The following is a 220-nucleotide window of genomic DNA, read 5'->3' on the forward strand; positions in this document are numbered from 1 at the left end:
ATTCACAGTAAAAGTAACATCTGAAGTGGTAGCCCCGCATGATCCGTTGGCTGCAACCGTATAACGAACCGTTACCGGAGTATCGGCTGCTACGTCTGCCGGGGTATAAGTTGTGCCGGAGATGCTTCCGCCTCCTGAAACTACTGACCAGCTTCCGCCTGCCGGTGTTGCAGATAAGGCTTTGGTGGTATTCTCGCAAATTGCTGTTGTTGTAGTGGTA

1 protein-coding gene is annotated in these 220 nt (G+C 51.4%); it reads right to left on the minus strand.

Annotation, left to right across the window (positions count from 1 at the left end; translation table 11 throughout):
* Nucleotides 1-220 (minus strand): hypothetical protein (locus tag FLACHUCJ7_RS00190; RefSeq protein ID WP_180907459.1); only part of this gene is annotated, 220 nt, incomplete at both ends.

It is taken from the genome of Flavobacterium salmonis (assembly GCF_903819435.1).
Lineage (GTDB): Bacteria > Bacteroidota > Bacteroidia > Flavobacteriales > Flavobacteriaceae > Flavobacterium > Flavobacterium chungangense.